Raw genomic sequence first — 25,032 nt, 5'->3', positions numbered from 1 at the left:
CAAGCAGCCCGGACAGCGATGTGGCGAGCGGCTCGGGCAACGCCTCGGCAAGCGGTCTGGACAGCGGCACGACAAGCGACCTGGCGAACGCCTCGGCAAGCGATCCGAACAGCGATGTGGCGAGCGGCTCGGACAACAGCTCGGCAAGCGGTCCAAACAGCGGCACGGCAAGCGACCTGGCGAGCGGCTCGGCAGGCACTCCGGACAGCGATGTGGCGAGCGGCTCCAACAACGCCTCGGCAAGCGGCCCAGTAGCCGCCCCACACACCGCCCCACCTCACCCCTCGGCGATCACCACCGCCGAAGCGATCCCGGCGTCGTGCGACAGCGACACGTGGAACACGCGGATGCCGCGGGACTCGGCCAGTGCCGCAACCGTTCCGGTCACGCGCAGCTCGGGGCGGCCGTCGGGGAGGGTGACCACCTCGCCGTCGTGCCAGCGCAGGCCGCGGGGGGCGCCGAGGGACTTGGCGAGTGCTTCCTTCGCGGCGAAGCGTGCGGCCAGGGAGGCTGTGCCGCGTTCGCGCTCTGCGGGCGTGAAGAGCTTCTCGCGCAGCGCCGGGGTGCGGGCCAGCGACGCGGCGAACCGGTCGACGTCCACCACGTCGATGCCCACTCCCAAGATCATGCGTGTCCTTGCTTCCCTACTCCACGGTGACCGACTTCGCCAGGTTACGCGGCTGGTCCACGTCGTAGCCCAGGGCGTCGGCGAGTTCGGCGGCGAACACCTGCAGCGGGACGGTGGCCACCAGCGGCTGGAGGAGGATCGGCAGCTCCGGGACGTGGAACAGGAAGTCCGCGTAGGGTGCCACCACGTCGTCGCCGTCCTCGGCGATGACGATGGTCTTGGCGCCGCGGGCCCGGATCTCCTGAATGTTGGAGACGATCTTGTCGTGGAGCAGCGGCCGCTTGGGCGAGGGCACCACGACCACGACCGGCAGGTCCTGCTCGATCAGGGCGATCGGGCCGTGCTTGAGCTCGCCGGCGGCGAAGCCCTCGGCGTGGATATAGGCCAGCTCCTTGAGCTTGAGGGCGCCTTCCAGGGCCATCGGGTAGCCGACGTGGCGGCCCAGGAACAGCACGGTGCGCGCGCCGACCATGGAGCGCGCGAGCTTGCGGACCGGCTCCATGCGGTTCAGGGTCTCGGCGATCGCCGCCGGGGAGTCCGACAGCTGGGTCAGGACCTCGGCGACCTCGTCGTTGAACTTCACGCCGCGCACCTGCGCCAGGTACAGCCCGACCAGGTAGCAGGCGGTGAGCTGGGTCAGGAACGCCTTGGTGGACGCCACGCCGATCTCCGGGCCGCCGTGGGTGTAGACCACGGCGTCGGACTCACGCGGGATGGTCGAGCCGTTGGTGTTGCAGATCGCCAGGACCCGGGAGTGCTGCTCGCGCGCGTGCCGGATGGCCATCAGGGTGTCCATGGTCTCGCCGGACTGCGAGATCGCTATCACCAGCGTGTCCTTGGTCAGGATCGGGTCGCGGTAGCGGAACTCGCTGGCCAGCTCGACCTCGACCGGGACCCGGGTCCAGTGCTCGATGGCGTACTTGGCGATCAGGCCGGCGTGGTAGGCGGTGCCGCAGGCGATCACGATGATCTTGGTGACCGCGCGCAGCTCGTCCTCGGACAGCCGCATCTCGTCGAGCTTCAGCTTGCCCTCGCCGTTGACCCGGCCCAGCAGCGTCTCGGCGACCGCCTGCGGCTGCTCGGCGATCTCCTTCTGCATGAACCAGTCGTAGCCGCCCTTCTCGGCGGCCGAGGCGTCCCAGGACACGTGGAACCGCTTGCCCTGGACGACCTCGCCGTCGAAGGTGGTGATCTTCACCGAGCCGTCCCGGAAGACCTCGGCGACCTGGTCCTGGCCCATCTCGATGGCCTCGCGGGTGTGCGCGATGAACGCCGAGACGTCGGAGGCCAGGAACGCCTCGCCCTCGCCGACGCCGATCACCAGCGGGGAGTTGCGGCGCGCGCCGACCACCACGTCCGGGGCGTCGGCGTGCACGGCGACCAGCGTGAAGGCGCCCTGCAGCCGGTTCACGACCCGGCGCATCGCCGCGCCCAGGTCGCCGTCGCCGGCCTCGGCGAAGTCGCGCGCCAGCAGGTGCGCGACCACCTCGGTGTCGGTCTCGGAGAGGAACTCCACGTCCTGCCCGGCCAGCTCGGCCTTCAGGCGCGCGAAGTTCTCGATGATGCCGTTGTGGATGACCGCCACCTTGCCGGAGGTGTCGGTGTAGACGCCGTCGGGAGCGCTGAAGTGCGGGTGCGCGTTGCCGTCGGTGGGTCCGCCGTGGGTGGCCCAGCGGGTGTGCCCGAGACCGGTGGTCGAGGCCGGGAGGGGATGGCCGTCGAGCTCCTTCTCCAGGTTCGCCAGCTTCCCGGCCTTCTTGGCGCCGGCCAGCCGGGCTTCGCCGTCGGACCGGTCGACCACGGCGATGCCCGCCGAGTCGTAGCCCCGGTACTCCATCCGGCGCAGACCCTCTATGACGATGCCCAGCGCTTGCTGGGAGCCCACGTAACCCACGATTCCGCACATGGGTCCAGAGCATAGTGGTATGCCCGGTGACCTGGATTGGTACAGACCACTGCGCCCTGGCTACCAGTCGGTAGGGTGAGCGGGTGACCAATGCAGCGCCACCAGCTCCCAGTCCCTTCCTGGAGTTCAGCCGCGAAGAGTGGGCCGCTCTGCGGGACCGGACCCCGCTGCCGCTGACCGAGCCCGAGATCGAGCGGCTGCGGGGTCTGCTCGACGTCACCGACATCGACGAGGTGCGCGACGTCTACCTGCCCCTGACGCAGCTGCTGAGCCTGTACGTCCGCGCCACAAAGGAGCTGCGCGGCACGATCGCGTCCTTCACGATGGGGACCGAGGCCGGGAGCGCGGACAAGGAAAGCCAGTGGACGCCGGAGACCGCGCCGCCGTTCGTGATCGGCATCGCCGGCTCGGTGTCGGTCGGCAAGTCCACGTTCTCCCGCACACTGCGCGCTCTGCTCGCGCGCAATCCGGAGCATCCGGAAGTGGGCCTCATCACCACCGACGGCTTCCTGTATCCGAACGCGGAACTCGAACGGCGCGGCCTGATGGGCCGCAAGGGCTTCCCGGAGTCCTACGACCAGCGCGCGTTCCTGCGCTTCCTGTCGGCCGTGAAGTCCGGCCAGCAGGCGGTCGAGGCGCCGGTGTACTCGCACCTGGTCTACGACATCGTCCCCGGCGAGTGCGTCGAGGTGAAGCGCCCGGACATCCTGCTGGTCGAAGGCCTGAACCTGTTGCAGCCGGCCCGCACCCGCGCCGACGGCCGCACCTCGCTGGCGGTCTCAGACTTCCTGGACTTCTCGGTCTACCTCGACGCCCGCCGCTCGGATCTGCAGAACTGGTACACCGACCGCTTCCTGGCGCTGCGCTCGACGGCGTTCAGCGATCCGCAGTCCTACTTCCACAAGTTCGCCTCCCTGTCCGACGAGGCGGCGGCCGGGCTGGCGCTGGAGATCTGGACGTCGATCAACGAGCGGAACCTGATGGACAACATCCTACCGACCCGCGGCCGGGCGCGGCTGGTGCTGCGTAAGGGTGCTGATCACCGCGTGGAGCGGGTGCGGCTGCGCAAGCCCTGATCGGCGTTGCCTGGCAAAGCACCCGCCATCAAGGCGCTCCCCAATCAACCACCTGCGCGAGCGCGGACAGGAAACCGGGAGCGCTCGCCATCCGGTCGAACTGCTCAGTGCTCAGAACTGGACCGCCCGGGTTGTAGCCGAAGCGCGCGCGGTCGTCGGGAGACTTCGACGTACCGCTCTTCCACGGCATGTCCTTGACCATCTGGGCCATTTCGATGCCGTAGGTTCGCGGCGAGCCGTCGGGCGTGAAGGTGTACGTCACCTGGTTGCCGACGATCTCCGTCGGATCGGTCAGCTCCTCGGCGGTGGCCGAGCCCATGCCCCGCGCCTCGAGGTCATAGGCCAGGATCGCCATGGAACCGTTGGCGAAGGTTTGCGTGCCCTGCTCGTGGACGTGGACCGTGTCCGCGAGCGAGGGTGGCCCGTCCTCCAGCGGGATGTTCATCCCGGTGTGCCAGAACACCAGGCTCGTGCCGCCTGCTGGGCTGGTGAGCACGAATATCGCGCAGAAAACTCCCTCAGTGTTCTGACAGGTGAGGGTATAACCCGCCGGCAGGAAGGGGCGCAGCGTCGAGAGTTCCCGCTGGATGGACTGCGAGACCGGCGAGACCGGACTGGAGGGAGCGACACCGTCCGCGCCAGCGGGCCGCAGCGCCACGATCCCGGCGACCGCCACCGCGGCCACGGCGCCGGTCGCGCCGACGGCCCGCCAGCGGTCCCGGCGGCGCCGTCCGTCGCCCCAGGCGACCGCCGGGCCGATCAAGTCGCGGGTGACGGGGACGTCGTCGAGGTCCGCACCTCGGAACAGGACCCTGAGATGGTCATCGGATTCGTGCTCGGTCATGGGTTCCTCCTTCTCAGTCTTGACCGATGTCGCTGAACGAGTCGCCGATCCGCTCTCGCAGCAGCGCCAGGGCGCGCGAGGACTGACTCTTCACAGTCCCCTGCGATACGCCGAGGGCTTCAGCGGTCTGCGCGACCGAGTAGTCCTCCCAGAACCTCAGCACCACTACGGCTCGGGCCCGGTCCGGCAGGCCGGCGAGAGCCTCCAAGAGGACGCCGGTGCTGCCGTCTCCAAAACCGTCGCCGGACGCAGCAGGTTCCAGGACAGAGTCGATGGACACGGTCGTGAACCGCCGCTTCCGTTTCGCCGACAGGTGGCAGCGGTACAGCACTTGCTTGGCGTAGGCGTCCGGATGCTCGACGCGCCTAACCCGGTGCCATGACCGGTACAGCTGCCCGAAGGCGGTCTGCACCAGGTCCTCGGCGCCATGCCAGTCGCCGCACAACAGATACGCGCTGCGCAGCAACTGTTTCTGGCGGCTCGCGGCAAACTGCCGGAAGTCCTCCTCGTCGCTCATCCACCCTCCCGTTTCACGGCCGACTCACCCGTACTCAATGCCGTGCGGCACGGATCGGTTGGAATCGCTGAGCAGCGCGCCTCCGTTTTCTACAAGACACAGCCGCGCGCACCGGCCATCCTGACGATCACGCCCGGCCCTCCCGGAGCGGGGGGACGGTACCGGAGCCGGCCGGGCTGGGCGGCGCCGGTACCGCCGGGACGTGGGCCGCCGGGGCGGTGGGAAGAGACGGAGGGCTCCACGACGGGTTCGGTTCGGATCAGCGTGCGCCGGCCGCCATGTGCTGTGCCGGCCGGGGGCGGACGCGGACAGCATGGCGCGCCGCGGGTCAGCCCATCAGCACACTGGTCACCCGTCCGGGGAGCCGGTCGAGTGCGGAGCCCGGAGGGGCGCCGCGCCGCAGCTCCGCCAGCCGCCCCGGCGTCAGCCCGGTGATCGCCTTCACGTCGTGCCCGAGGTGCGCCTGGTCGTGGTAGCGCGCCAGGACCGCGGCCTGCGCCCAATTGCGTCCGGACAGATAGGCGCGCAGCGCGGTTTGCAGCCGCAGGACCCGCGCCATCGCCTTCGGCGTCATCCCGACCTGGTCCAGGAACCGCGAGCGCAGATGCCGCTCGCCCCAGCCGACGTCTCGCTGGATGTCGCGGAGCGACCAGCCGGCGGCGACCAGACGAGTCGCGCGCGTCACCTGCCAGGAGGCTTGGACCTGGGAGTCGGCGGCGCGGCGCGCCAGGTACGCGTCGAGCGTCGCGAAGCGCGCCTCCCAGGACGGCAGGCTCGCCAATTGCTCGACGAGCAATTCACCTTCGCGGCCCAGCACTTCGCCGAGCGTCGGGAAGCCCTCAGCCAATTCGGCCATGCGCACGCCGAGGATGTGGTGCGCGCCGGTGTGGCTCAGGGTCAGCTCCATGCCGTGGACGCGGCCGCGATGCCGTCCGATCGCCGCGATGGCGCGGCCGGCGGACAAAAAGGACGTCCGCTGGAAGACCTCGGACTCCCCCTCGGAGACCAGGCCGATCCGGATCGGCTCGGCGAAGGCGATCAGCATCGTGGCGGCGCCGGACGGGAGTTCCAGCCGCGCGCGCTCGGCGGCGTCCGGCAGATGGAAACCGGTGTGGCGGTAGACGAGGCCGCGCAGAACGGGAACAGGCTCGCGACGCACGCTTTCCATGCGCGGAGCCTATTCCCGTATGCGTGTTCTTATTCAGTTCCGGTCAGGAGCTTGCAGATTCCTTTGCGATTCCTGGCATCACGCGGCCTCGCCGGACACCCGGAACGACTGCAGCCGCCGCGTCCCGTAGCCCAGCGCGATGACCGTGAACAGCACGGACATGATCACCGAGGTGCCCAGCGTGAGGTTCGCGCCGAGGTTCGGCAGGTGTCCGATCTTGTCGGCCAGGCCGAGTTCGTACTGCCCGATCGACAGCAGTCGCAGACCGCTGACAAACCGGGTGAGCAGGCTCTCCCAGACCAGGATGTAGATCAGGGTCACAGCCACCGAGCGCTTGGTCACCACCGACAGGAACAGGAAGAACGCGCTGTAGACGATCGCGCCGACCGCGGCGGCGACGATGACGCCGATCGCCTCGGAGGTGTCGCCCTTGATCGGCGTGAAGGTCATGTCCAGCGGGCCGGGGTTGTCGACGTAGCCGGAGGTGGCGATGAACGCCGCCGCCGAGATCGGCACCACGGCGAAGACCAGGGTCGCGCCGGAGGCCACGATCCACTTGGTGAACATCACCGTGCCGCGGCTGACCGGGGTGGCCAGCAGGTGCAGGATCGAGGCGTCGTCGACCTCGGTGCCCAGCACCGAGGTGCCGATGATCATCGCGGTCAGCGGCAGGAGCGTGACCAGTCCGATCTGGCCCAGGACGACGCCGGGCCAGCCGAAGTCGTGCGAGCTGTTGATGTTCGTGGCGGCGCGCAGCCCGATCGTCAGGGCCAGCAGCAGCGCCGGGGGCAGGGCGATCAGCAGCGAGCGGCGCCTGCCGAGCAGGCCGCGCAGCGTGATGGCGGCGATCGTGGGGTTGAAGACGGTCGACATCTGTGTCAGCTCCTTACGATGCCACCAGATAGGTGAACACGGACTCCAGCGACTCGTCGGCGGGCAGCACCGCGCGCAGCCGCACGCCGTGCTCGCGCGCCACCGCCGCCAGCTCCCGGCTGAACGCGCCGTAGTCGCCGGCCCGCACCTCCAGGCCGCCGCCGGGGTTCAGCTCCACGCCGTTGACCGACGGCCGGCCGATCAGCGCCGAGGCCAGCGTCCGGTCGTCGCTGGAGGCGACCTGGAACACGTGCGGGCGGCTGGTCATCAGCCGGCGGATGGTGCGGTAGTCGCCGGAGGCGGCCAGCCGGCCGGACACGATCACCTGCACCGTGCCGGAGAGCCGCTCGACCTCCTCCAGGATGTGCGAGGAGAACACGATGGTGTGGCCGGCGTCGCCGAGCCGGTGCAGCAGGTCCATCATGTGCATGCGCTGGCGCGGGTCCATGCCGTTGAACGGCTCGTCCAGCAGCAGCACGCGCGGCTCGTGGACGAGGGCGGCGGCGACCTTGATGCGCTGGCGCATGCCCTTGGAGTAGGTCTCGATGCGGCGGTCGGCGGCCTCGGTGTCCATCTCGACCATGTGCAGGGCGCGGGCCACGGCGTCGCCGACATCCGGCAGCTTGTGCAGCTTGGCGGTCGCGGTGACGAACTGCCGCCCGGTCAGGAAGGCGTAGACCGAGTCGCGCTCGGGCACCAGGCCGATCACCTTGTAGATGCCGGGGTTGTGCCACGCGCTCTGCCCGGCCACGGTGACCGTGCCGCGCGAGGGCGCCAGGAAGCCGGAGACCAGGTGCAGGAGCGTGGACTTGCCGGCGCCGTTCGGGCCGAGCAGGCCGGTGACGCCCGGGCCGATGGTCATCGTGATGTCGTTGACCGCGACCACGTTGCCGTACCAGTGGGTCACGTTGTCCAGCACGATCTCGGCGGGACCGCCGAGATTGTGCTGGACCGGGACCGGGGCGGCGTCGCGCTGCCCGGGGATCTCGTCGATGCTCACAGCAGGCTCGCCTTCTGGTAGCGGCGAATCAGGAGGAAGAAGGCCAGCGCGCACAGCAGCACGACCGCGGCCAGGTACACGATGCCGAAGCCGCCGGGATAGGGCACGTCGGCGTTGTCCGGAGCCTTGCCGACGACCCATTCCTTGAGGCCCTCCAACAGGTTCGCGGGATTGAGCAGACCGGAGACCTTGGGCCCGGCGCCCGGCGAGGTCGGCTTCACGAAGTAGCCGCCGCCGTCGTCGCCGACGTGGTGGTAGTGCGGCCGGAAGCCGGTCAGGCGCACCATCGCCGAGGAGATGACGTAGGTACCGAAAAAGAACACTGCGACGGCGCCGGTGGCGAACGCGCGGCGGCCGGTGTAGCAGGACAGCACCGCCGCCAGCACGCTGAACACGACGGAGTACAGCAGCGCCAGCTCCAGACCGGGGAGGAACGCCCGGGTCTCGCGCCAGACGGCGGAGCCGCCGTGCAGCGAGCCGATGGTCCCGACGTAGAGCATGATCTCGGGCCCGGCTGTGAGCACCAGCATCGCGGTGATCAGGGCACTGACTTTCGCGATCGGGTAGTCGGTCCGGCGCAGCGGCCGGGAGAAGTACAGCGGCAGCGTGCGGTTGCGGATGTCGCGGGAGATCAGCTCCGGGGTCACGGCCGCGAGGTAGAGCACCAGGACCAGCTGGAAGCTGTACATGTACTCGTCGTAGCGGATGGCGTGGACGCCGGTCCGCGAGACCGCGAAGGCGTTCGCGATGGCCGGCAGCGACATGATGACGAACGCCAGGACGGGCACGATCTTGGCCCGCGGCCCGCGGCCGAGTCCCCAGGCGGCGCGCAGGCTGTGCCAGTACAGGGCACGGACGATGCCCAGCCGGCCGATCCGCTCGCCGGTGTAGGTGCGGTAGCCGATGTCGTGGATGACGCCCGACGGCGGGGAGCCGGCGGGGGCGGTGTCGCTACTCATGGTCGGTCTCGCTCTCGGCGGCTTCGGCGTCGGCCGCTTCGGCGTCGGCCGCTTCGGCTTCGGCGGGGGCTTCGGCGGCGGGGGGTGAGGGTGGGGCGGGAGTGGGTGATGCGGCGGGGCTGGCGGCGGTGGTGGTGGCAGTGGCGGCAGTGGCTGATGAGGTGGCGTCGAGGTCGTCCAGGTCGTCGAAGTCCTCGTCGGCGAACAGCTCCTCCACCCGGTGCCGCCGCCGCTCCAGCCGGTTCAGGGGCAGGCCGAGGTCGGCCACGGCGTCGCGGATGGCGTCGTAGACCAGGTCGGATTCCTGCTCGGTGCCGCCGAGGCGGACCAGCAGGGCGCGGCCGTCGCGGCGGGGGGTGAGTCCGGCGTTCTTCAGGGCGGCGGCGAGCTTGGCGGCGCCCTCGTCGACCTCGACGGCGAGGACCGCGCTGGCCTTGGTGAAGGCGGACATGGAGGCGGCGCGCAGGAGTTTGCCGCTCTCGATGGCCACCAGGGAGTCGCAGATCTGCTCGATCTCGCCGAGCAGGTGGGAGGCGACGAGGATGGAGATGCCGAACTCCGCGCCGATCCGTTCGATCAGGTCGAGCATCGCCTCGCGGCCGGCCGGGTCCAGGCCGTTGGTGGGCTCGTCCAGCAGGAGCAGGCGGGGGTCGCCGACGAGGGCCTGGGCCAGCTTCACCCGCTGCTTCATGCCGGTGGAGTAGGTGCCGATCAGGCGGTAGCGCTCCTCGTGGAGGCCTACGTGGCGCAGCGACTCCGCGGCGCGCTCCTTGGCGGCGGTCGGGGGGAGTCCGCCCATGCGGCCCATGTGCGTGACGAACTCCGTGGCGGTCACGTCCGGCGGCAGGCAGTCGTGTTCGGGCATGTAGCCGACCAGGGTCCTGATGCGCTCCGCCTGGTCGACCACGTCGTACCCGAGTACCGCGGCCGACCCGGAGGACGGCGCGAGCAGCCCGAGCAGGATCTTGATCAGCGTCGACTTGCCCGCCCCGTTCGCCCCGACCAGCCCGATGACGCCGGCCGGGACGGACAGCGTCAGCCCGTCCAGCGCCGTCACCGCCCCCCGGGCCGCGCCGTTGTAGCGCTTGGTGAGGCCGGACGCCTCGATCACGGCGGCGGACGCCGCCGGGACGGCCGGATGCGCCGTCGATGTCGTGGCTGTGGTCATGGTTCCAAGGTAGAGAGGGCGGGGTCCCCGGCGCTTCAGCTAGAAGTCTTCGGTGCGCGTAGCCCGCAAGGATGACGGCATAGCCCGCCGGGAGTAGACCGGCGCTCTTACCCCTACTCCCGCCCTGCCCCTGCGCTGCTTCCGCGCTGCTTCCGCACTGCTCCCGCAGCGCTCTCCCGCCGGACGCCTGCCGGCCTCCCGCAGGCCTCCCGCCGAACTCCGGCTGAACTCCCGCCGACGTCACGGTGCTCCGGGCCGGATGCTGGACCGGGCTGAGGCGATCGCCGGGAATCTTGTTAGCGTGAAGCCATGAACACGGCCGATCTTCTCACCATCACTTCCGATGATCTGGCCATCACGCGCCTGGGCGAGCGCACTGTGGACACCCCGCTCTCGGACCTGCTCGGGGAGCGGCAGGAGACGTGGCACTACGTCACCGAGACCGACCGGGTCATGCTGGACGTCGTGCAGGGCATCGCGAACAAGCGCGACGTGGACGTGGCGGGCCTGCCCGCCTTCAACCCCGGCGGTCCGCGCCGCAAGCTGTTCTTCGAGCCCTCCGAGGTCACCGCCGCCATCGTCACCTGCGGCGGCCTGTGCCCCGGCCTGAACAACGTGATCCGCGGCCTGGTCCTGCACCTCGGGCGCGCCTACGGCGTCAAGCGCGTCCTGGGCTTCCGCAACGGCTTCAAGGGCCTCACCGACGGCTCCGAGCCGATGGAGCTCACCGAGCAGTCGGTCGCCGACATCCAGAACCGCGGCGGCACGATACTCGGCACCTCCCGCGGCAACCAGGACCCGGTGGTCGCCGTGGACTCGATGGTCCGCCTCGGCGTCAACATCCTGTTCGTCATCGGCGGCGACGGCACCCTGCGCGGCGCCTCGAAGCTCGCCGACGAGGCCCGAGCCCGCGGCGAGCGCATCGCGGTGGTCGGCATCCCCAAGACCATCGACAACGACATCCCCTGGATCGACCGCTCCTTCGGCTTCCACACCGCCTTCGCCCAGGCCGCGCAGTCCATCCGCGCCGCGCACATAGAGGCCTCCTCGACCGAGAACGGCGTCGGCCTGGTGAAGCTGATGGGCCGGCACAGCGGCTTCATCGCCTGCTACTCGACCCTCGCCAGCCACGACGTGGACTTCACCCTGATCCCCGAGGTCCCCTTCGACGTGGACGTCCTGATGTCCCGCCTGAAGAAGAAGGTCGAAGCCCAGGGGCACGCGGTGGTCGTCGTCGCAGAGGGTGCGGGCCAGGAGCACTTCCCGGCATCAGACCAGACCGACGCATCCGGGAACGCCAAGCTGAACGACATAGGCGCCCTGCTGAAGAAGCGGATCATCGACGCCTTCGGCGACGAGCCACTGTCGGTACGCTACGTCGACCCCGGCTACGAAATCCGCTCGGTGCCAGCCAACGCCTTCGACGCGGTCTACTGCACGCGGCTGGCGCAGGCGGCGACCCACGCGGGCATGGCCGGCTTCACCTCGATGGTGGTCGGCCAGTGGAGCGGACGCATGGTCCACCTGCCGATCGCCCTGGCCACGGCGAGCCGGAACGTGGTCGATCCGCACGGGCAGCTGTGGATGAACGTGCTGGAGACGACGGGGCAGCCGAAGCAGATGCTGTAGGGCGGGCGCTTTTTGTTAGGACGGATTCGCCCCTGCTACCTGTATAGCGCGCGCTGCCGACATATTCGCTCGAATGTGTCGGTAGTCCGCGCTATACACGTGTAAGGGGGCGAAGTACCCTAACAAAATGCCAGCCGCCTCGCCGCCGCAGCCGCCTCGCCGCCGCAGCCGCCTCGCCGCCGCAGCCGCCTCGCCGCCGCAGCCGCCTCGCCGCCGCAGCCGCCTCGCCGCCGCAGCCGCCTCGCCGCCGCAGCCGCCTCGCCGCCGCAGCCGCCGCGACACAGCAACGCCGCACCACACTGCCGCGGCAGCCGCCGCACATCAGTAGCCGCGCCACGCCGCCGCCTCGCAGCAAGAGCCCAGTGGTAGCCGCGTCACACCGCCACATCGCAGCAGCAGCCGCGCGGCAGCCGCACAGCCACAGCAGCGGCAGCACCACACCGTCGTGACAGCCGCCGCCGCACATCAGCAGCCGCGCCGCACTGCCACCTCGCCGCAACAACAGCCGCAGCCGCAGCCGCACCGCGACCTCAGCCCAGCGCGGTCTTCACCACTCCCGCCAAGTGCTCGGCGAGCCGGCGGGCCAGCTCGCCGTCCTCGGCCTCGACCATGACGCGGACCAGGGGTTCGGTGCCGCTGGGGCGGAGGAGGACGCGGCCGGTGTCGGCGAGTTCGGTCTCGGCTTCCTTGACCGCCTGGGCGAGTTCGGCGCTGGTGGCGGCGCGGGTTTTGTCGACGTCCTTGACGTTGATCATGACCTGGGGGAGCTTGTTCATCACCGAGGCGAGGTCGGCCAGGGAGCGGCCGGTGGCGGCCACGCGGGCCAGGAGGTGGAGGGCGGTGAGGGTGCCGTCGCCGGTGGTGGCGTGTTCGGTGAGGATGACGTGGCCGGACTGCTCGCCGCCGAGGACGTAGCCGCCGGCGCGCATGACTTCGAGGACGTAGCGGTCGCCGACCGCGGTCTCGACGAAGGTCAGGCCTTCGCGCTGCATGGCCTGCTTGAAGCCGAAGTTCGCCATCACGGTGCCGACGACGGTCTGGCCGGCGAGTTTGTCCTGGTCGCGCAGGGAGATGGCGAGGACGGCGAGGATCTGGTCGCCGTCGACTTCCTCGCCGGCGGCGTCCACGGCCAGGCAGCGGTCGGCGTCGCCGTCGTGGGCGATGCCGGCGTGGGCTCCGTGCTCGATCACCGCGGCCTTGAGCTTGGCCAGGTGGGTGGAGCCGCAGTCGTCGTTGATGTTCAGGCCGTCGGGCTCGACGTGGGTGGCGATCACTTCGGCGCCGGCGCGGCGCAGAGCCTCCGGGGAGACGCGGAAGGCGGCGCCGTTGGCCTCGTCGACGACCACTTTCAGGCCGTCGAGGCGGTTGGGGAGGGTGGCCAGCAGGTGCTCGATGTAGCGCTCGCCGCCCTCGGGGTAGTCCGCGACGCGCCCCACGGCGGCGCCGACGGGGCGGGACCACTGCTCGTTCATGCGGGCCTCGATGGCGTCCTCGAGGGCGTCGTCGAGCTTCACGCCGCCGCGGGCGAGGAACTTGATGCCGTTGTCGGGCGCCGGGTTGTGCGAGGCCGACAGGACCACGCCGAGGTCCGCGCCGAGGAACTCGGTCAGGTAGGCGACCGCCGGGGTGGGCAGGACGCCGAGGCGGAGCACGTCCACGCCGGCCGAGGCGAGCCCGGCGACCACGGCGCCCTCCAGGAACTCGCCCGAGGCGCGCGGGTCGCGGCCGACGACCGCCCTGGGCCGGTGGCCCTCGAACGCCCCCACTTCGCCGAGCACGTGCGCGGCCGCCACCGAAAGGTCCAACGCCAGTTCCGCGGTCAGGTCCCGGTTGGCCATGCCGCGAATGCCGTCGGTGCCGAAAAGCCTGGTCATATGCGCGCGCTCCTAGAGGGGGCAGGAGGGTGGAATCCTAGGGGACGGTATTCCCGCCGAAATCATCGTACGAACGCCCCGGGAAGCGGATGCTCCCGGGGCGTTCGTAGACGACGCGGTCCGCAGCGGCTCGCTGACGGCCCGTGTATTAGCGCTTGCTGTACTGAGGCGCCTTGCGGGCCTTCTTCAGACCGGCCTTCTTGCGCTCGGTGGCACGCGGGTCCCGAGTCAGGAAGCCGGCCTTCTTCAGCGTGGCCCGGTTGTTCTCCAGGTCCGCGGCGTTCAGCGCGCGGGACACGCCCAGGCGCAGCGCGCCGGCCTGGCCGGAGATGCCGCCGCCGTCGATGCGGGCGACGACGTCGTAGGCGCCGTCCAGCTCCAGGATCTTGAACGGGTCGTTCACCAGCTGCTGGTGGACCTTGTTCGGGAAGTAGGAGTCCAGAGTCCGGCCGTTGATCTTCCACAGGCCGGTGCCCGGCACGATGCGGACGCGGGCGATGGCCTCCTTGCGGCGGCCCAGACCCTGCCCGGAGGTGGTCGCGGAGCGACGCACGACCGGCGCGGCGGCGGACGCCGGGGTCTCGGAGGTGTACTCGGTGAGCTCCTCCTCGACCGCGCCGTCGGCAGCGGTCTCGTCAACGGTTTCGGTGGTGGTGTCGACCTCGGTCACAGCCACAGTTCCTTTCTGGGAATTCTAAGAAGAGTGGAGTGGCCGGGGCTACTGCGCGACCTGGTTGATGACGAAGGGCTCGGGCTTCTGCGCGGCGTGGGGGTGCTCCTCGCCGCGGTACACCTTCAGCTTCGAGAGCTGCTGGCGGCCCAGGGAGTTCTTCGGCAGCATGCCGCGGACGGCCTTCTCGACGGCCTTGCGCGGGTCCTTGTCGATCAGGTCGCCGTACTTGATCGAGCGCAGACCGCCCGGGTAGCCGGAGTGCCGGTAAGCGAGCTTGTCCTCGCGCTTGTTGCCCGAGAGGTGAACCTTCTCGGCGTTGATGATGATGACGAAGTCGCCGGTGTCGACGTGCGGCGCGAAGATCGCCTTGTGCTTCCCGCGCAGAAGCTGCGCGGTCTGCGAGGCGAGACGGCCGAGGACGACGTCGCGGGCATCGATGACGTGCCACTGACGCTGAACGTCACCGGGCTTGGGACTGAACGTACGCACGGAAATGCTCCTGGCGTGTGTCGTAGACGTTTACGCGATGAAGAAGCACGCCGTCGTCGTGAGTACAAGGCATGCCTAAAGGCGCGTATCCCTCGCCGTACTCCCCGTTTCCCCAGATGCAACGCCAGGGACGCGGTCTCGTATCGGCGCGGATCGGACGCACCAAGGCACCACTTTACCTGATGGCCGAGGGTGCTTATGACTTCGCGCCGGACTTGACCGGCCTGCGGTCCGGACGGCGCTCGTCCCAGACCGGTTCCGGCGCCTCGTAAACCCGGCCGTCGGAGCCGAAAACCAGGTAGCGGTCGAAGCCGCGGGCGAACCAGCGGTCATGCGTGACTGCGATCACGGTGCCCTGGTAGGCCTCCAGACCGGCCTCCAGCGCGTCCGCCGACATCAGGTCCAGGTTGTCCGTGGGCTCGTCCAGCAGCAGCATCGTGGAGCCGGTCAGCTCCAGGCGCAGGATCTGGAAGCGCGCCTGCTGGCCTCCGGAGAGGTTGCCGAAGCGTTGTTCCGCCTGTTCGTTCAACGCATAGCGCGCGAGAGTCGGGGAGGCGTTGTCGCGCTGGAAGGAGAACTCCTCCCAGAGGATCTCCAGGAGAGTCTTCTTCTCCAGCGCAGGCTGGCGGTGCGTCTGACGGAAGTGGCCGGGCACGACGCGCGCACCGAGCTTGAAGGTTCCGGTGTGGGCGATCTCCTCGCCGGCGAGCAGACGCAGGAAGTGGGACTTCCCTGAGCCGTTCCCTCCAAGAACCGCTACGCGCTCCCCATAGAAGACTTCTGTAGCGAACGGCTTCATGAGTCCGGACAGCTCCAGATCCACGCACTCGAAAGCGCGGACACCGGTACGGCCGCCCTTGAGGCGCATCTTCACCTGTTGCTCACGCGGCGGCGCCGGAGGCGGACCGGCCTGCTCGAAGCGCTCCAGGCGACCGCACATGACCCGGTACTTGGCCGCCATGACTTCGCTGACCTTCGCCTGTTGGCGGAGTTCGTTGACGAGGTCCTTGAGGCGGCGGTGTTCCTCCTCCCAGCGGCGCAACAGCTCCTCGAAGCGGTCGAACCGGGCCTTGCGGACCTCGTGATAGTTGGCGAAGCCGCCGCCGTGGATCCACACGGAGCCGCCGATGCCGCCGCTGGAGCCGACCTCCACGGTGACGATCTTCTTGGCCGTCCCCGCCAGAAGCTCGCGGTCGTGGGTGACGAAGAGAACCGTCTTGGGGGTCTCGTTGATGACCTGCTCCAGCCAGCGCTTACCAGGGACGTCCAGGAAGTTGTCCGGCTCGTCCAGCAGGAGCACCTGGTCCGGGCCGCGCACAAGAGATTCCAGGACCAGGCGCTTCTGTTCTCCTCCGGAAAGTGTGGAGGCGGCGCGGAACTGGGCCTGGATATAGGGAATCCCTATAGCGATGGTGCAACAGGTGTCCCACAGCGTTTCCGCCTCATAGCCACCGACGTCGCCCCAGTCGGAGAGCGCCTGTGCGTACCGCATCTGGGTGGGCTCGGAGTCGTCCTCCATCATCGCCAACTCGGAGGCCTCCAGCTCCGCAGCGGCCCTCTGAAGTGCGGGCGGTGCGACGGACAGCAAGAGGGTGCGCACCGTGGGGGGCTGTTCGCCGTCCTCCACCTTGCGATCGACGAACTGCCGCATCACACCGAGTCCGCCGGAGCGCACCACGGCGCCTCCGGTCGCCTCGATGTCGCCGGCGATGAGGCGCAGGAGAGTGGTCTTGCCGGCGCCGTTCACGCCGACCAGAGCCGCCTTGTCGCCGTCGCCGATCCGGAAGGAGACGTCCTCGAGCAGGACGCGGCCGTCCGGGAGGTGGTACTGGAGGCTGTTGACGTCGATATGGCCCATAGGTGGCAGTCTCGCTCAGGGCTTCTTAGTCGCGCGAGTGGTTATAGCGTCGGGTCATGGTTCAGGTGTTGCTGCTTTGCGGGTCGGTGCGCAAGGGGTCCTCGAACGAGGCCATGCTACGGCTGGTTCAGGAGGTGGTGGGGGAACCGGACGGTGCGGTAGCCAGCGCGGTGTTCTATGAGGGTCTGGGAGACCTCCCGCACTTCAACCCCGATCTGGACACCGATCCGCTTCCCGAGGCGGTCGCAGGACTACGGAACGCTATAGCGGACGCGGATGCGGTTCTCATATGCACTCCCGAGTACGCGGGAACACTGCCCGGTTCCTTTAAGAACTTGCTGGACTGGACGGTAGGCGGGACCGAGATATGCGACAAGCCGACGGGATGGATCAACGCCGCGAACCCAGGACGCGGTGAGGGCGCCATCGCTACCCTGCGCACGGTTCTGGAGTACACCGGTGCCGCGATAGTGGAAGACGCCTGTGTGCGGATCGCTCTAGCGGATCCTGATGCGCGGAAGAATATTGGCGCGGTCCTGGAGGCTTTGCGGTAGAACGGACTGATGCGGCCGGAGCCTGGGCAAGTCCTGCACTTCTCGGAAAACCCGACGATCACGCGCTTCGCACCCCACGTAGCCGCCACCGCGCAGCAGCCGGAGGCGTACGTATGGGCTGTCGACTACGAGCGCGCTCCTGACTATTGGTTTCCGCGCCAGTGTCCGCGGGCGCTGGCGTGGGTCACTCCGGAGACCACGGAGGAGGACCGGGAGCGCATCATCGGTCCGGGCGGCGGACTGCGGGTGCACGCAGTGGAGTACGGCTGGCTGGAACAGATGCGGACGACGGAGCTGTACGCGTATCGCTTCGACGCACGCGACTTCCGCTCCATCGGCGACACAGCGCACGCGCACGTCGCCGAGACGGAGGTCGTCCCGCTCGGTCCGGCGGAGCGCGTGGGCGACTTGTTCGAGCTCTATGAGGAGGCAGACATTCAGCTCAGGGTGCTGCCCACACTGCTGCCGTTCTGGGATCAGGTGATCACCACGACGCTGGGGTTCAGCGGGATCCGGCTGCGCAATGCCCGGCCGGCGTCGGCTGCCGGCTGACTCCTCGATCGCCTAGCCCTCGCCTAGTCCGCTCCCAGCACCCTGATCCGCCGCGTCTTCAGCTGCTGGCCGGCCAGTTCGGCGTCGGCGGGATAGACGACCTCCTCCAGCGTCAGCCCTTGCGGCGGCGCCACCTTCACCTCCGGCGAGCGGACCTCCTCGGCGAGGATGCGTCCCGGATCGCCGACCGGACGGCGCCCCTCCCCCACCGCCAGCAGTGCGCCGACCAGCGAGCGGACCATGGAGTGGCAGAAGGCGTCGGCGCGGACGTCGGCCACGAGCAAGCCGACCGGCGTCAGTGACGTCGGCGCCTCGCGGGTCCACTCCAGGCGCGTGAGGCAGCGGATGGTGGTCGCGCCCTCGCGTTTCTTGCAGAAGGAGGCGAAGTCGTGCTCGCCGAGCAGGGCGGCCGCCGCCTCGTTCATCAGCGCCGGATCCAGCGTTCGCGGGTGCCAGGTGACGTCGTTGCGGCGCAGCGGGTGCGGGCCGTAGGCGGCGTCGGTGACGCGGTAGGCGTAGCGGCGCCCCATCGCGGCGAAGCGGGCGTCGAAGCCCACCGGTGCGGGTACGGCGGACCAGACCCGTACATCGCCTGGCAGAACGGCAGCCAGCCTTCGCAGCAGCCGCTCCTCGTGCTCGGCCCACAGCTCGAGCGGTACATCGAGGTGCGCGACCTGGCCGCTGGCGTGGACCCCGGCGTCGGTGCGCCCGGCCACGACCAGCGTCACGTCCTGCCGCAGCACCGTGGACAACGCCGAGGTCAGCTCCCCGCAAACGGTCCGCCGCTTCGGCTGAATCGCCCAGCCGGAGAAGTGCGTGCCGTCATAGGCCAGGTCGAGACGGACGCGGACGTGGCCGGGGGCGGGCTCGGTGCTCATCAGTCCATTGTGGCGCAGGGGGTTGTCGCCTCGGCGCCGCCCGGGTCGGCGGCCGACGGCAAGCGAAAGCCCGCCGCCTCCGAGGAGGCGGCGGGCTTCACAAAGCCGGAGAAGGACTTACTCCTTCTCGGCGGCCTCAGCCTCGGTGGTCTCGGCCTCGGCAGCCGGAGCCTCCTCGACAGCCTCGGGCTCGGCCTCGACCTCGGCCTTGGCCGGAGCCGGGGCGGCGGTCTTCTTGCTGGCGCGCTTGGTGGCGGCCTCGGCCTCGCGGACCGCGGTCTGCTGCACGGTCAGCGCCTCGACCAGCTCGATCACGGCCATGGGGGCGTTGTCGCCCTTGCGGTTGCCGGCCTTGATGATGCGGGTGTAGCCGCCGGGGCGGTTCTCGTAGTTCGGCGCGATCTCGTCGAACAGGCGGAAGACGATGTCCTTGTCGCGGAGCACGGCCAGCACCTGGCGACGGTTGTGCAGGTCGCCCTTCTTGGCCTTGGTGATCAGCCGCTCGGCGTAGGGGCGCAGCAGGCGCGCCTTGGCCTCGGTGGTGGTGATCTTGTCGTGCTCGAACAGCGACTTGGCGAGGTTCGCCAGGATCAGCTTCTGGTGGGCCGGGGAGCCGCCGAGGCGGGCGCCCTTCTTCGGCTGGGGCATTGCTTCTTCTCCTTGGTGTCTCGGGCCGTGTCAGGTACCCGGGAACTTGAACCGGTGCGGGCGGGGTGCCCGGCGCCGGAAACCGCCGCCGCCCGGTGAAGGGCGGCGGCTGTCGAGCTTTACAGCTCCTCGGTCTCCGCGTAACCGGAGTCCAGGTCCTCTTCCTCGTCGTACTGGTTGTCCACCACGAGCGAGGGGTCGAATCCGGGCGGGGAGTCCTTCAGCGCCAGGCCCATGCTCATCAGCTTGACCTTGACCTCGTCGATGGACTTCGCGCCGAAGTTGCGGATGTCCAGCAGGTCGGCCTCGCTGCGGGCGACGAGCTCGCCGACCGTGTGGATGCCCTCGCGCTTGAGGCAGTTGTAGGAGCGGACGGTCAGCTCCAGGTCCTCGATCGGCAGCGCCAGGTCGGCGGCCAGGGCGGCGTCCGTCGGGGACGGGCCCATGTCGATGCCCTCGGCCTCGATGTTCAGCTCGCGGGCCAGACCGAACAGCTCGACCAGGGTCTTGCCGGCCGAGGCGACGGCGTCGCGCGGGCGCATCGACTGCTTGGTCTCCACGTCCAGCACCAGGCGGTCGAAGTCGGTCCGCTGCTCGACGCGGGTGGCCTCGACGTCGTACTTGACCTTCAGCACCGGGGAGTAGATCGAGTCGATCGGGATGCGCCCGATCTCCTGGCCCGCCTGCTTGTTCTGCACCGCGCTGACGTAGCCGCGGCCGCGCTCGACGGTGAGCTCCATCTCGAGCTTGCCCTTGCCGTTGAGCGTGGCGATGATCAGCTCGGGGTTGTGGACCTCGACGCCGGCCGGCGGGGCGATGTCGGCGGCGGTGACGGTGCCCGGGCCCTGCTTGCGCAGGTACATGGTCACCGGCTCGTCGATCTCCGAGGAGACGACCAGCTGCTTGATGTTCAGGATGAGGTCGGTGACGTCTTCCTTCACACCCGGGATCGTCGTGAACTCGTGGAGCACGCCGTCGATCCGGATGGACGTCACAGCCGCGCCGGGGATGGACGACAGGAGCGTCCGGCGCAGCGAGTTGCCGAGGGTGTAGCCGAAGCCCGGCTCCAGCGGCTCGATGAGGAACCGCGAGCGGTACTCATCGATGATTTCCTCGGTCAGGGTGGGGCGCTGTGCGATAAGCACGCTTGTAACCTCCGTTGCCTGGGTCGGCCGCTATATACCGACCACGGGGATGGTGCTCCTATAGGGAGTCCCGCGCGGGGACTCCCTATAGGTTTCGAACTACTGCTCCGCTTACTTGGAGTAGAGCTCGACGATCAGCTGCTCCTGGACCTGCGTGTCAATGACAGCACGCTCCGGGAGGGAGTGCACGAGGATCCGCATCTTCGACGGGATGACCTCGATCCACGCCGGCACGGCACGCTCGCCGGCCTCGGCGCGGGCGACCACGAACGGGGTGAGCTCCAGGCTCTCCTTGCGCACCTCGACGATGTCGCTCGGGGTGACCCGCATCGAGGGGATGTTCGCCTTGTGGCCGTTGATCAGGATGTGGCCGTGGCGCACCAGCTGGCGCGCGTGGTCGCGGGACTTGGCGAAGCCGGCGCGGTAGACCACGTTGTCCAGGCGGGACTCGAGGATGCGGAGCAGGTTCTCACCCGTCTTGCCGCCCTTGCGGTTGGCCTCCTCGTAGTAACCGCGGAACTGCTTCTCCAGAACGCCGTAGATGCGGGCGGTCTTCTGCTTCTCGCGAAGCTGGAGCAGGTACTCGTTCTCCTTGGTGCGACCGCGGCCGTGCTCACCCGGGGGGTAGGGACGGATCTCGATCGGGCACTTGGGGCCATCGCACTTGCTGCCCTTGAGGAAGAGCTTCGTCTTCTCGCGGCGGCAGCGCTTGCAGTCGGGGCCGGTGTAACGGGCCATGTTTGTTCTTCTCTCCTAGCTCAGACGCGCCGGCGCTTCGGCGGACGGCAGCCGTTGTGCGGCGAAGGGGTGACGTCGTTGATGGATCCGACCTCCAGGCCGGTCTGCTGCAGCGACCGGATGGCGGTCTCGCGGCCGGAGCCGGGACCCTTGACGAAGACGTCGACCTTCTTCATGCCGTGCTCCATGGCCCGGCGGGCGGCGGCCTCGGCGGTCATCTGAGCGGCGAACGGGGTCGACTTGCGCGAGCCCTTGAAGCCCACCTGACCCGAGCTCGCCCACGCGATCACGTTGCCCTGCGGGTCGGTGATCGAGACGATGGTGTTGTTGAACGTGCTCTTGATGTGAGCGTGCCCGTGGGCGACGTTCTTCTTTTCCTTGCGGCGCAGCTTGGGAGCCTTGGCGCCGGCCTTACGGCTCTGGGGAGGCATTGTGCTGGGTTCTCCTGAATGAGGTGATCGGTCCGGGCCACTGACAACCAGTTAGGTTCCGGTCCGTGGCTGGACTACTTCCGGCCGGCCTTCTTCTTGCCGGCGATGGCCTTGCGCGGGCCCTTGCGCGTACGCGCGTTGGTGTGGGTGCGCTGACCATGGACCGGCAGCCCCTTGCGGTGCCGGACGCCCTGGTAGCAGCCGATCTCGATCTTGCGGCGGATGTCCGCCTGGACCTCACGGCGCAGGTCGCCCTCGACGCGGTAGTTCGTGTCGATCCACTGGCGGAGCTTGACGAGGTCGTCCTCCGTCAGGTCCTTCACGCGCGTGTTCGGGTTGATGCCGGTCTCCGCGCACGTCTTCTGCGAGCGGGTGCGGCCGATGCCGTAGATGTAGGTGAGGGCGATCTCCAGACGCTTTTCGCGCGGGATGTCCACACCAGAGAGACGTGCCATCAGGCAGGCTCCTGTTTCTGTTTCATCCGGAGGTGTCGGTACAGCGCCGGTCCTGGTGCCTGACCAGGTCTCCGGCCTCCGGGCCGGGGGTTTCATCCGCGAGCCCTATGGCGGGAGCTCGTGGGGTCGGGACGCTGCGGGTTACTTCGACCAGGCCGTCAGGCCCGGCGTATAGCTCAGCCCTGACGCTGCTTGTGGCGCAGGTTCTCGCAGATCACCATGACGCGGCCGTGGCGACGGATCACCTTGCACTTGTCACAGATCTTCTTGACGCTGGGCTTGACCTTCATGATGGTTCCTTAACTGGTATCGGTCGTCCGGTGCGGAAACACCGAAAGGCAGCCCACCACCATGAGCGTGGTGAGCCTCGATAGGACGTGAACAGCAGGGACCCCTCCGCGATAAGGGAGGAGTCCTACAGATCACTTGTAGCGGTAGACGATGCGCCCACGGGTCAGGTCGTACGGGCTCAGCTCGACGACGACCCGGTCGTCCGGGAGGATCCGGATGTAGTGCATCCGCATCTTGCCGGAGATGTGCGCGAGGACCTTGTGGCCGTTCGCCAGCTCAACGCGGAACATCGCGTTGGGCAGGGACTCGATGATGGTGCCCTCGATCTCGATGGCGCCTTCTTTTTTGGCCAAGTTCCTTCAATCTCCTTTAGAAGGGTGTCTACTGCCGCGTCGGTTCCGGCAACAGGAGCAAGTGGTGGTCCAGCATGGATGCGCTCATAGACCCAGCCGCGGGAGGCGCACGCGAACCACTCCATACGGAGCCGACACGCCAGTGTACGCCGAACACTTGCAGAACGCGAAACCGAGGTGTTGTACCCCGTTCGCACGTAGCGTGAAACCGGCGGCGGGGAGCGAAAATTCCCGCCCCGTTCGCCACGGGGACATCATCGGACGATGTCACCGCCTGCGGGACGACGTCCAGACAACCACGGTACAGCGCGGGACCGCGACCGGTTTTCCGGTCGCGGTCCTGGTGAGGGCAGGCTGTCTGGCGGTCAGGCCGCCTGGCTGGCTGGCTGGCCGGCAGCCCGGCCGCGCCTCAGCGGCGCGGGACCGGCTCAGTTCCGCCGGTTGATCCCCCGGGCGACCATCAGCACGCCCGTGATCCCGATCGGCCAAATCGGCCAGAAGTTGCCCCAGTCGTGGCCGCCGGCCAGGTTGCCGACCAGCCAGATCCCGGTGAGCAGCACCGAGAGCGAGAGCCAGGAGCTGAACGCGATCGCGCTGCGCAGCCCGTGCCCGCCGCGCCCGCCGCGCCGCGCCGCCGCCTGCTGCCAGCGCTCCTGCTGCTGCGTCCAGCGCTGCTGGTGCCGGTCCTGGTGGCGCTGCCAGCGCTCGGTCTGCCGCTCCACGTGGTGGTTGATGCGGTCCTGGATGGCCTGGTTGTCGATGTTGATCTGCATCCGGCCGGACCCGTCGCGGCGCACCTCGACCGGCCGCTGCGAGGGCTGCGCGGTGCGCTGCTGCGCCTGCTGGATGTTCAGCTGCGCGAGGTCCACCGGCAGGTCCCGGGTGAGCGTGCGCAGCTCGCCGTACGTCTTGGCCGCATAGGCCTTGGTCATGCGCTCGTCGAACTCCTCGAGCGTCAGCCGCCCGGCCGCGTGCTGCTCGCGAAGTTCCTCCACGAGGCGTTCGCGGTCGGCGTCGCCGGCGCGCATATCAGGATCGAACGAGGCCCCACCCTGCGTCGTCATCTCCGTGACTCCCCAACTGACTCGCGACATATCTCGACTGTACCTCAGGATCGCCGCATCAGGATCCCCCCTCAGAGGGAGGTACGACTACTCCCGGTGGAGCATGATCTATCACGTGCAGAGCACGGACACCCGACTGATCGAGACCCTCCGGCTCCGGCGGCCGCGGCGCGACGACGTCCTGGTGGCCGCCATCGTGCTGCTTCTGAACAGCGGAACGTATCTGATACCCGGCATCGTGCCCTGGGGACCGTGGCGGTATCTGCTGGAGACGGCGACGATCGTGCCGCTGCTGTGGCGGGAGTCCGTGCCGGTCCCCTCCGCGCTGGCCACCGGGGCGCTCACGCTGATCGTCACCGCCACCGTGCACCCGGCGCAACCCTTTCCGTACGCGGTCCTGGTCACGCAGTACACGATCGGCTCGGTCCTGCGCGGCCGGACCCGGGGTGTCCTGGTCGGCCTGTTCATGGCCGGCAACGTCGTCGCCGAGGCGCTGCACCAGCAATGGGGCAATCCAGAAGACTTCCTGGTCACCTTCACCCTCAGCCTGACCGCGCTGTTCCTCGGTGTCCTGATGCAGTCCGAGCACGACTCGCTGTCGGTGCGGGCCGACCGCGCGCTGCAGGCCGAACGGGTCCGGATCGCCCGCGACATGCACGACGTGGTCGGCCACGCCGTGGCGCTGATGGTCGTGCAGGCCGAAGCCGGTCCGCTGCTGGTGCGGGACAAGCCGGAGCGCGCCGAGGCGGCGTTCGAGGCCATCTCGGCGGCCGGCCGCGACGCGATGGCCCAGCTGCGCGGCCTGCTCGGCACGCTCCACCAGGACGAGGGCGGCGGCCGCGACCCGCTGCCCACCCTGGCCGACCTCGACGACCTGGTGCACCAGGTCCGCAAGGCCGGGCTCCAGGTCCGCATCGAGCACACCGGCAGCGCCTCGCCGCTGTCGCCCGGCGCCGAGACCGCCGCCTACCGGGTGGTGCAGGAAGCCCTCACCAATACCCTGAAACACGCTCAAGCCTCGCGCGCCGAGGTCCGCCTGAGCTGGGCGCCGAGCGCGCTGGAGATCACGGTGGCGGACAACGGCCGGGGCGCCGGCGACGGCTCGGCGGACGGTGGCGGCGGGCACGGCCTGACCGGTCTGCGGGAGCGGCTGGCGCCGGTGGGCGGCGCGCTGAGCTGGACCTCTCCGCCGGACACCGGCGGGTTCGCGCTGACCGCGGTCATCCCCTCCGGGCAGTAGCCGCCGCAGCGGAAGGCGTTC

Annotated in this window: 28 protein-coding genes; 6 read left to right on the top strand and 22 right to left on the bottom strand. The window is 69.2% G+C overall.

The genetic code is table 11. The features are described 5' to 3' along the window. Positions 1-277 precede the first annotated feature (277 nt). Entirely contained in the window at positions 278-628 is a 351-nt protein-coding gene (locus CACI_RS04865; RefSeq protein ID WP_012785209.1) for a holo-ACP synthase, read from the bottom strand. A gap of 16 nt (positions 629-644) precedes the next feature. After that, positions 645-2,534 (bottom strand): glutamine--fructose-6-phosphate transaminase (isomerizing), encoded by a 1,890-nt coding sequence (glmS, locus tag CACI_RS04860; protein ID WP_012785208.1) that lies wholly within the window; start codon positions 2,532-2,534, stop codon positions 645-647. Positions 2,535-2,617: 83 nt separating this feature from the next. On the opposite strand from glmS, the gene coaA reads away from it, so the two are divergent. Then, a complete protein-coding gene (coaA, locus tag CACI_RS04855) occupies positions 2,618-3,610 on the top strand; it encodes a type I pantothenate kinase (RefSeq protein ID WP_012785207.1) in 993 nt (330 codons plus the stop codon). 28 nt (positions 3,611-3,638) lie between these two features. Here the strand turns inward: coaA and CACI_RS04850 are convergent, their stop codons facing one another. The 7 genes from CACI_RS04850 to CACI_RS04820 form a co-directional block, all read right to left on the bottom strand. After that, positions 3,639-4,454: a hypothetical protein gene (locus tag CACI_RS04850; RefSeq protein ID WP_012785206.1), complete on the bottom strand. Its 816-nt coding sequence runs from the start codon at positions 4,452-4,454 to the stop codon at positions 3,639-3,641. Positions 4,455-4,467: 13 nt separating this feature from the next. Further along, on the bottom strand, positions 4,468-4,971 hold the full coding sequence (locus tag CACI_RS04845; RefSeq protein WP_012785205.1) for a SigE family RNA polymerase sigma factor: 504 nt from the start codon (positions 4,969-4,971) through the stop codon (positions 4,468-4,470). Positions 4,972-5,299: 328 nt separating this feature from the next. After that, the gene (locus tag CACI_RS04840) at positions 5,300-6,139 is read right to left on the bottom strand and encodes a helix-turn-helix transcriptional regulator (RefSeq protein WP_012785204.1); all 840 of its coding nucleotides are present in this window, start codon (positions 6,137-6,139) and stop codon (positions 5,300-5,302) included. Between the two features lie 78 nt (positions 6,140-6,217). Then, entirely contained in the window at positions 6,218-7,012 is a 795-nt protein-coding gene (locus tag CACI_RS04835; protein ID WP_012785203.1) for an ABC transporter permease subunit, read from the bottom strand. A 13-nt stretch (positions 7,013-7,025) separates the two neighbouring features. Further along, positions 7,026-8,012: an ABC transporter ATP-binding protein gene (locus CACI_RS04830; RefSeq protein WP_012785202.1), complete on the bottom strand. Its 987-nt coding sequence runs from the start codon at positions 8,010-8,012 to the stop codon at positions 7,026-7,028. Continuing rightward, entirely contained in the window at positions 8,009-8,971 is a 963-nt protein-coding gene (locus CACI_RS04825) for an ABC transporter permease (RefSeq protein ID WP_012785201.1), read from the bottom strand. The genes CACI_RS04830 and CACI_RS04825 overlap by 4 nt, the downstream gene beginning before the upstream one ends. Further along, positions 8,964-10,139: an ABC transporter ATP-binding protein gene (locus CACI_RS04820; protein ID WP_012785200.1), complete on the bottom strand. Its 1,176-nt coding sequence runs from the start codon at positions 10,137-10,139 to the stop codon at positions 8,964-8,966. Before CACI_RS04820 ends, CACI_RS04825 begins: the two co-directional genes overlap by 8 nt. 309 nt (positions 10,140-10,448) lie before the next feature. Here CACI_RS04820 and CACI_RS04815 point away from each other — a divergent pair, with 309 nt between their 5' ends. Together CACI_RS04815 and CACI_RS49575 are read left to right on the top strand one after the other, a co-directional pair. Next, entirely contained in the window at positions 10,449-11,768 is a 1,320-nt protein-coding gene (locus CACI_RS04815; protein WP_012785199.1) for an ATP-dependent 6-phosphofructokinase, read from the top strand. 127 nt (positions 11,769-11,895) lie between these two features. Next, positions 11,896-12,096, top strand: coding sequence for a hypothetical protein (locus CACI_RS49575; protein ID WP_143765143.1), 201 nt, complete (start codon positions 11,896-11,898; stop codon positions 12,094-12,096). A 202-nt stretch (positions 12,097-12,298) separates the two neighbouring features. Here CACI_RS49575 and glmM read toward each other — a convergent pair whose 3' ends face one another. The 4 genes from glmM to CACI_RS04795 form a co-directional block, all read right to left on the bottom strand. Beyond that, on the bottom strand, positions 12,299-13,642 hold the full coding sequence (glmM, locus tag CACI_RS04810; RefSeq protein ID WP_012785198.1) for a phosphoglucosamine mutase: 1,344 nt from the start codon (positions 13,640-13,642) through the stop codon (positions 12,299-12,301). Between the two features lie 148 nt (positions 13,643-13,790). After that, entirely contained in the window at positions 13,791-14,312 is a 522-nt protein-coding gene (gene rpsI / locus CACI_RS04805) for a 30S ribosomal protein S9 (RefSeq protein WP_012785197.1), read from the bottom strand. 48 nt (positions 14,313-14,360) lie between these two features. Further along, positions 14,361-14,804, bottom strand: coding sequence for a 50S ribosomal protein L13 (gene rplM / locus CACI_RS04800; RefSeq protein WP_012785196.1), 444 nt, complete (start codon positions 14,802-14,804; stop codon positions 14,361-14,363). 196 nt (positions 14,805-15,000) lie between these two features. Then, a complete protein-coding gene (locus CACI_RS04795) occupies positions 15,001-16,662 on the bottom strand; it encodes an ABC-F family ATP-binding cassette domain-containing protein (RefSeq protein ID WP_012785195.1) in 1,662 nt (553 codons plus the stop codon). Positions 16,663-16,718: 56 nt separating this feature from the next. On the opposite strand from CACI_RS04795, the gene CACI_RS04790 reads away from it, so the two are divergent. Continuing rightward, positions 16,719-17,216 carry an NADPH-dependent FMN reductase gene (locus CACI_RS04790; protein ID WP_012785194.1) on the top strand — a complete coding sequence of 166 codons (498 nt, stop codon included), beginning with the start codon at positions 16,719-16,721 and terminating at the stop codon, positions 17,214-17,216. Positions 17,217-17,225: 9 nt separating this feature from the next. After that, a complete protein-coding gene (locus tag CACI_RS04785) occupies positions 17,226-17,768 on the top strand; it encodes a DUF6886 family protein (protein WP_012785193.1) in 543 nt (180 codons plus the stop codon). Between the two features lie 23 nt (positions 17,769-17,791). Here CACI_RS04785 and truA read toward each other — a convergent pair whose 3' ends face one another. The 9 genes from truA to CACI_RS50985 all read right to left on the bottom strand — a co-directional run bounded on the left by truA (position 17,792) and on the right by CACI_RS50985 (position 23,771). Continuing rightward, positions 17,792-18,646 carry a tRNA pseudouridine(38-40) synthase TruA gene (truA, locus tag CACI_RS04780; RefSeq protein WP_012785192.1) on the bottom strand — a complete coding sequence of 285 codons (855 nt, stop codon included), beginning with the start codon at positions 18,644-18,646 and terminating at the stop codon, positions 17,792-17,794. Between the two features lie 117 nt (positions 18,647-18,763). Next, entirely contained in the window at positions 18,764-19,294 is a 531-nt protein-coding gene (gene rplQ, locus CACI_RS04775; protein WP_012785191.1) for a 50S ribosomal protein L17, read from the bottom strand. A gap of 119 nt (positions 19,295-19,413) precedes the next feature. Continuing rightward, complete coding sequence (locus CACI_RS04770; RefSeq protein ID WP_012785190.1) at positions 19,414-20,439, bottom strand: DNA-directed RNA polymerase subunit alpha; 1,026 nt, start codon at positions 20,437-20,439, stop codon at positions 19,414-19,416. Positions 20,440-20,550: 111 nt separating this feature from the next. Further along, complete coding sequence (gene rpsD, locus CACI_RS04765; RefSeq protein ID WP_012785189.1) at positions 20,551-21,177, bottom strand: 30S ribosomal protein S4; 627 nt, start codon at positions 21,175-21,177, stop codon at positions 20,551-20,553. 20 nt (positions 21,178-21,197) lie between these two features. Further along, positions 21,198-21,608 (bottom strand): 30S ribosomal protein S11, encoded by a 411-nt coding sequence (rpsK, locus tag CACI_RS04760; RefSeq protein WP_012785188.1) that lies wholly within the window; start codon positions 21,606-21,608, stop codon positions 21,198-21,200. 74 nt (positions 21,609-21,682) lie between these two features. Beyond that, positions 21,683-22,063 carry a 30S ribosomal protein S13 gene (gene rpsM / locus CACI_RS04755; protein ID WP_012785187.1) on the bottom strand — a complete coding sequence of 127 codons (381 nt, stop codon included), beginning with the start codon at positions 22,061-22,063 and terminating at the stop codon, positions 21,683-21,685. A gap of 176 nt (positions 22,064-22,239) precedes the next feature. After that, positions 22,240-22,353: a 50S ribosomal protein L36 gene (rpmJ, locus tag CACI_RS04750; protein ID WP_009740505.1), complete on the bottom strand. Its 114-nt coding sequence runs from the start codon at positions 22,351-22,353 to the stop codon at positions 22,240-22,242. A 132-nt stretch (positions 22,354-22,485) separates the two neighbouring features. Further along, positions 22,486-22,707, bottom strand: a complete 222-nt coding sequence (infA, locus tag CACI_RS04745) for a translation initiation factor IF-1 (RefSeq protein WP_012785186.1) — start codon at positions 22,705-22,707, stop codon at positions 22,486-22,488. A 428-nt stretch (positions 22,708-23,135) separates the two neighbouring features. Further along, positions 23,136-23,771, bottom strand: coding sequence for a DUF1707 SHOCT-like domain-containing protein (locus tag CACI_RS50985; protein ID WP_012785185.1), 636 nt, complete (start codon positions 23,769-23,771; stop codon positions 23,136-23,138). A gap of 115 nt (positions 23,772-23,886) precedes the next feature. Between CACI_RS50985 and CACI_RS04735 the strand changes: the two genes are divergently transcribed. After that, positions 23,887-25,011 carry a sensor histidine kinase gene (locus tag CACI_RS04735; RefSeq protein ID WP_190276725.1) on the top strand — a complete coding sequence of 375 codons (1,125 nt, stop codon included), beginning with the start codon at positions 23,887-23,889 and terminating at the stop codon, positions 25,009-25,011. Positions 25,012-25,032 lie beyond the last annotated feature (21 nt).

The organism is Catenulispora acidiphila DSM 44928, from assembly GCF_000024025.1.
GTDB classification, from domain to species: Bacteria; Actinomycetota; Actinomycetes; order Streptomycetales; family Catenulisporaceae; genus Catenulispora; species Catenulispora acidiphila.
This window is presented reverse-complemented; position numbering and strand designations above follow the sequence as displayed.